Source organism: Bartonella sp. AA78NXGY (genome assembly GCF_042197005.1).
Taxonomy (GTDB): Bacteria; Pseudomonadota; Alphaproteobacteria; order Rhizobiales; family Rhizobiaceae; genus Bartonella.
In genome coordinates, this window is record NZ_JBHIRI010000033.1 from 1 (window position 1) to 6900 (window position 6900).

Sequence of the window (6900 nt, forward strand, 5' to 3'; positions counted from 1 at the left end):
GCTGAAGCCACATCTGTATAGCTCTCCTCACTCTCAGTTCCATCAGATTTTACTGTTTTAACCGTGAACTTAGGTTTACTCCATTTACCATCCTCATACTTAGCTCCTCCACCTAAAGATTGTGCAACTTTATCACCTAGAGCATGAAGCTGATTACCCGTTACAGCATCCGTTGACGTTCTACTAATGTCTCCATTTTTAAGAGACGTAATCTTGCTACTTGTATTCTCTTCACCATGCGTCGCTACAAAGGCATTCGCCGTTTGGCTCCAGATTAAAGAATCACTCTTTTCACCAGCAATTTCTTTGCTAATCTCATTTTTAATATTCGTGATAGAATCACCAACACCGGCAAAGGCAGACGCGACACTGTCATAAGTCGAATCAGTAACATCACCATCAGGATTAAATCGCTTAACCTTGAATGTAGGAGCATTCCACGTGCCATTCTCATACTTAGCATTACCACCTAAAGATTTTGCAACCCCAGTGCCTAACGTATAAAGCTGGGAACCATTAACGGCATCGGTTGACGTTTTTGAGAGCTCACCAGGAGAAACATCCAAAAGACGCCGTGTCTCACCTTTACTATTCCGAATAGTTATTTGAGTTAATGGTGAGGTAGGAGCAACAGTTACCATACTTGCATCATCCGCTCGGGCTAGTTCACGAGATAAGCTTCTTAAAAGAGAAAAGCTACCTGTGTTCTTATGCTGATCATCACTTTGAGATGGATTATCTTGTTTTTCCCCAATAGCATGGGGTTCCTTTATCTCAACAATCTGGTGATTTAAAGCTGCCAAAGCACTATTAGTGCCAGAAAATGCATCCGCAACACTTTTATAACCTTCTACATTCTTATAACCTTCCGTACCTGCAAATGCAGTATCAAAAGCAGCTTTAGTCTGAAACTTAATATTAAGACTTAAGTTCTTGGGAGCATCCTCCCCCTCCACAAATGCAGAGCCACTATCTCTATACAATTTACTGCCAACTACATAGGCTGGCGGTATACCTTTAAGCGCATTTGTACCACCACTAAAGTCGTTTGATATGTTATTTAAAATCTGAGTAGCAGCAGCAACAGGAGAAACATTTGATAAAAATATAATCACTGAAGCCAATGAAAACGCTTTAATAAAAAGCCGTCGATAAAACGAGCAAGAATCTTTACAATCATTCACCACTAGCGCTTTTGGTGTGGTATATAATTTTTTCATAACAAATTCTCCAAATAGGAAAGACATATTTAGAACATTAAAAAGTCATATTTCAGTGTTAGGAGTGATTAACGACGTGATTTTTTTGTTCTTTATAAAGTTTGAGTTTGCCGCAGAGGCGAACAGAAGTAATTAGAAGTCTAGCAAGGTTGCAATTAATCTTGATAAACGATGTGGTTAATGGGTTTTTTATTTTTTCCGCCTTTAAGAAGGGTGCTTTTTTTGCAACAAAACTCCTGGATGAGGGTGAAAAACAGGTATGAAGAAGACATACTTGCACCCTATTGTTAGGTCTGCGGTTTATAATTTTAAAAGTAAAAGAGTTCATTTTATATGATTAAGAAGCTGTAAGGTATTATTAGGGGAAGAGTTTAAGTTGTTGGCTGAATGATTTAGAGTACTTGTTGTGAAATTATTACGCTTTTATCGCAGGGATAAGCGGCATACTCTTAAGCTTTAGAGTAAAATAAGGATGATTGTGTGTGTTGTTCATAATCAACTGCCCCCCCTTGCGAGCATTTTTCTGTTTTTGCCAAAATGAGTCTTACTAAAGAATATTTTGTGATGTTATAGACTATTGAGTGAAATAGCAAGAAGAAAATGAATTTAATTATTTTTACAGAATGAGTCTTTCCGATTTATATAACCGTGAAATATCCTTATAACTTTAAAACTCATAGATTCCATGCACTATAGACTTGTCTAGAGATTCTGTTTCATAGTTTTATTTAAGTGTCCCATTTTGATCAAAATGAGTCTTACTAATAATTGCTGCTGTTGCGTGCCTCATGATTGCTACTGCTATGTACAGAGCAAATAAATAAAATAATAAAATAGGATTTTTAAATTTTTAAACGTATCCCCCAATGGATATTTTCTATCAATGAAATTATAGAACGTACAGTTTTAAAATACTGCGCAATTACGCACTGAGAGTACTACTCTGTATTTGTAAAATTTTTGTTAAAGTGCTTTACTTCTTACTAAAATCAATCTCACTAAGATTATTACTATAAAATACATTGGTATAAGACTTTAATTATTATAAGACTTTATAAATACTACTCTATGGCCTTCTCTGTAAAATATTACTTCTCTATAATATAAAATTTCGCCCCTGTCTAAGAAGACAAGGGCGAAACTTCGCTTAAATTGTAGTTTTTCATATTCTCTGGTGTTATTTTAATTTCAGAGTTATTCCACCACCTACACCCCACTGACCGCCAGCACTGGTTGCTGATAGATTAGAACGAATCTTGCCATCTTCAGATGTATAACCTGCACCAATCGCAAAGGCAGATTGTCCACGCCAAAAACCGCCACCAAATGAAACACTCACAGATCCTGGGTCATCGAAGTAACGTAAGTTAGAGACTGCCAAACCAATCGCTGCTGCTTGCCTTGCCTCTTTGCGCACATTCGTAATATCATAACTTAGTGCGTCAAACTTCATATCGGTATAGGATTTTGCCTCGTTAACACCATTATTGACTTGATCGTCCGTGTACTTTTTCGCACTTTCAAGAGTAATCTTCATCTGCTCCGCGGTATGATCGTATAACTGACCACCATTCACTGCGTCCTTAGAGCCATGTTCAATTTTTCCATCTTTAACATTAGTAATCAAAACAGGCTCACTGTCATCGACACCTTTTAGAGTGATGCTATTGATTTTCTTTCCGCTATCATCGGTATCATAGCTAACCGCAACATTCACCTTGTTTTCAACTTCTGTTACCCTGTCTGTAACGCTGTCTACCTTTTTTTCAACGCCTGTTACCCTGTTACTCATCTGTGAAAACTGATTGTCAGTCACCTCATAAGTTGACTTTTCTAAAATTTCACTAGGAGCAACAGTTACCGTGGTTGAATTATCCGCCTCATCTATGGCGCTTTCTTCCTCATCTATGGCAAGAGGTAAGCTTCTTAGAAAACGTGCGCTTCTCATAAAAGGAAAGCCTTTTGAAATAACATCCGAAGGATCACCATTTTGTGGTTTACCCTCTGTTTCACCAATACCGTTCATAACCCGCTCATTTAAACCTGCCAAAGCACTATTAACGCCAGCAAATGCATCTGCAACATTAGTATATTTTTTCTCAGTTTCCTTACCATTCTTATCAAAGGCTTTAACTGTGAAAGTCGGAGCACTCCAATTTCCACCTTTATATCCAGAACCACCACCGAAATAAGTAGCAATCTGGTTGTTTATCGAATAGAGCTGAGAACCAGTTATAGCATCAGTCGACGTTTCTGAAATCTCACCAGCAGCAATATCAAAAAGACGCCGGCTTTCACCTTCACTACTCATAAAACTTACTTGTTTTAATGGTGATTTAGGAGCAACAGTTATCGTAGTTGGAACCTTCACATTACCTAAAGCACTAGGTAAGCTTCTCATAAAAGGAAAGCCTTCTGAAATAATATCATTCAAATCACCGTCTTGATGGATGTGTTCCCTTTCTTCAATACCAGGCTTATTCTTTATCTTAACAATCTCCTCATTCAAACTTGTGAAAGCACTATTAACGCCAGAAAACGCATCTGCAACATTAGTATAGTTTTTCTCAGTTGCATTACCATCCTTATCAAAGGCTTTAACTGTAAATGTAGGATGTGACCATTTTCCATCTTTATAGCCAGCACCACCGCCAAAATAACTTGCAAATGTCTGAGCCATCAAATAAATTTGACCACCATTTACTGCTTCGGTCGATGTTGCCGTAAATGCACCCCCTTTAACACCAGAGATAACTCGTGGAAAATTAATACCGTTTGCAATATCTATTCTATCACCACCCTTGTCTCCACCAATCGTAATAAGCCCAGCGCTATTTTGCTTAACAAAACTATCACCTGTCACACTTTCGATCTTTTGATTAAGATTCGTAAAAGAACTACTTACACCAGAAAGCGCATCCCCAACATTCTTATAGTTCTTTTCAGTCCCACTACCATTTTTATCAAAAACCTTAACTGTAAAAGTAGGAGCATTCCAGTTTCCATCTTTATCATATCCAGCATTATCACTAAAATAGCTAGCAACTACATTGCTCATGGCATAAAATTGAGAGCCATTTATCGCATCAGTCGATGTTGCTGTAATCGAACCAGCCTTAACACCCGCAAGAGTCCGTGCCACATTATCAACATTTGCTATATTTACCTGGACCCCTCTTACTTTTCCACCAATGGTAATAAGTCCGGCATCATCTTGCTTAACAAGATCATCACCTGTCCCATTAATGACTATATTCTCAATCTTTTTATCAAGATTTGTGAAAGAACCACTTACGCCAGTAAAGGCATCCGCAACATTAGTATACTTCTTTTCAGCTCCATTACCATCCTTATCAAAGACCTTAACTGTAAAAGTAGGAGCACTCCAGTTTCCATCTTTATAGCCAGCACCACCGCCAAAATAGCCTGCGACTACATTGCTCATGGAATAAAGTTGAGAACCATTTATCGCATCAGTGGACGCTGCTGTAATCGAACCAGCCTTAACACCCGAAAGAGTCCGAACTGCATTATCAACGTTTGCAATGCTTACCTTAGTTCCACTTACTTCTCCACCAATGCTAATAAGTCCTGTATCATCTTGCTTAACAAGACTATTACTTGCTACCTTAATATTTTCAATCTTTGCATCAAGATTCGTGAAAGAACTACTTACGCCAGTAAAGGCATCCGCAACATTCTTATAATCCTTTTCAGCTCCATTACCATTTTTATCAAAGACCTTAACTGTAAAAGTAGGAGCTATCCAGTTTCCTTTTCTATCGTATCCAGCACCACCGCCAAAAGAGATCGCAGTACTGATGCCTTGGGAAAAAAGCTGAGAACCATTGACTGCATCATACGAGATTGGCGAAACCCAACCATCAGCAACACCAGTAAGAGTCCTCAATCCATGAGAGCTATTTGCGATAGTTATTCTATTACCACCTACGTCCGCACCAATTGTAATAAGCCCTGAGCTATCTTGCTTAACAAGCTTATCATACCTGGTTTCAGCGACATAATTCTCCAAACCATACAGCGCAGAGCCAACATCTCTATATATTTTACCGTTAATTATATAGGTTGGCGCAATACTTTTACGTATATTTGTACCTCCGCCAAAATACTGTGCTACATTACCCCAAAGATCACAAGCAAAAACAGGAGAAGCATTTGATAAAAAGACAGCTACTGACACTAATGAAAGCGTTTTAATAAAAGGTAATCGATAAGACGAGCAAGAATTTTTTAAATTACTCACTGCTAGCGTGTGTGGTGTGGTATATATTTTTTTCATAATAAATCCTCTAAGTAAAAAAAGATATTTAAAACATCAAAAAGACATATTCCGGTGCTACTAAGCTCCAGAGATTGTTTTTTCTTGTTTTATAAAAGATTAGGGTTGTCATAATGCGGAAGAGGACTATCTAAGATATCAATGAGATAGAAGTCGACGTTGATCGATAGTCCAATTAATGTGGTTTTTATTTATCCCCCTTTAAGGAGGGGTGTTTTTCTTCAGCAGAGCCTTTAAATTTAAAGGTGAAGAAAGGTGAAAAAAGTGTAGAAAAAACATATTTGTGTACTATTATTAGGGGTTGTGTGTTTAAGAGGCAATAAAATGTTTATTGCGCAAGGGAGTTAAGTTGTTGTTGAGTAATTTAGAGCGTTTTTTGTAGGGTTATTGCGCTTTTTTCGTGAAAATAAGCGAGATATCCCTGAGTTTTATATTTGAATCTCTTAAAGCTCTTTGAAATTAGATGATTGTGATTTTGTAATTTTGCCATAGCTTACCGCACCCCGCTTTGCGAGAAGATTTCTAGTTTCTTTTAATTAATTTTTCGAACTCTATACAGATTATTAAAAAATAGCAAGGAAAAAATGAGACTTTTTATTTCTTTAAGAACACCCCTCGTGGATATTTCTATTATAAAATTATAAACTGTATAGTTTTCAAATATTGTGCGGTTACACGTACTCTGTTAATTTATATGAAAACATACCTCTGCATTTGTAGTTTTTTTGTTAAAATGTTTCACTGTAACTAAAATTAGTCCCACTAAGATTATTATTACAGAATACATTATTATAAAACTTTACAAGTATACTACTCTATGAATTTCTGTGTAAAATATCACTTCTTATAAAATTTTTACCCTTGTCTGATGAGACAAGAAGGCAGAACTCTCTTAAAAATAAATATCGATTACTCAAATAATTCCTTTTGGAGGTGATAAATGATTTTTTCATATAAAATTTCACAAAAAATATATTTTTACTCGAAATACGCCCTTATCTTCTATTGCTATTCATTTATGATGAAAATAACTTTCCTTCTCTTTAAATGGCACATGTAACGCATTTGATAAGAGAAGGAAAATTTATTTCGAATTTTCTATTGTTAATTCAGTGTTACCCTAAATCCAGCACCTACACCCCAATGTCCCCCAGCACTCGTTGCAGATACGTTAGAGCGAAATCTTCCATTTTCAGACATATAACCAGCTCCAATAGCAAGTGCAGATTGACTGCGCCATACACCCGTACCAAGTGAAAAACTTAATTTTCCCGGTGTATCGTCATAGCTCAAATTAGATACTGCTAGACCAATAGCAGCAGCTTGTCTTGCTTCTTTCCGAACATCCTGAATAGCATAATTCAATGTCTCAAACTTCAT

Annotated in this window: 2 protein-coding genes and 1 pseudogene; all 3 read right to left on the reverse strand. The window is 36.9% G+C overall.

Annotated elements, in window-relative coordinates; translation table 11 throughout:
* Positions 1-1220: pseudogene (locus ACFINL_RS09190) on the reverse strand (hypothetical protein); the annotation flags it as partial.
* A 1177-nt stretch (positions 1221-2397) separates the two neighbouring features.
* Positions 2398-5520, reverse strand: a complete 3123-nt coding sequence (locus tag ACFINL_RS09195; protein WP_375651446.1) for a YadA-like family protein — start codon at positions 5518-5520, stop codon at positions 2398-2400.
* A gap of 1104 nt (positions 5521-6624) precedes the next feature.
* Positions 6625-6900, reverse strand: a 276-nt coding sequence (locus tag ACFINL_RS09200; protein ID WP_375612590.1) for a YadA-like family protein, incomplete at its 5' end; no start/stop codon positions are given.

What these genes read in the sequence shown, in the direction of transcription:
- ACFINL_RS09195 (WP_375651446.1), bottom strand. Translation starts at nt 5,520, where the DNA reads ATGAAAAAAATATATACCACACCACACACGCTAGCAGTGAGTAATTTA.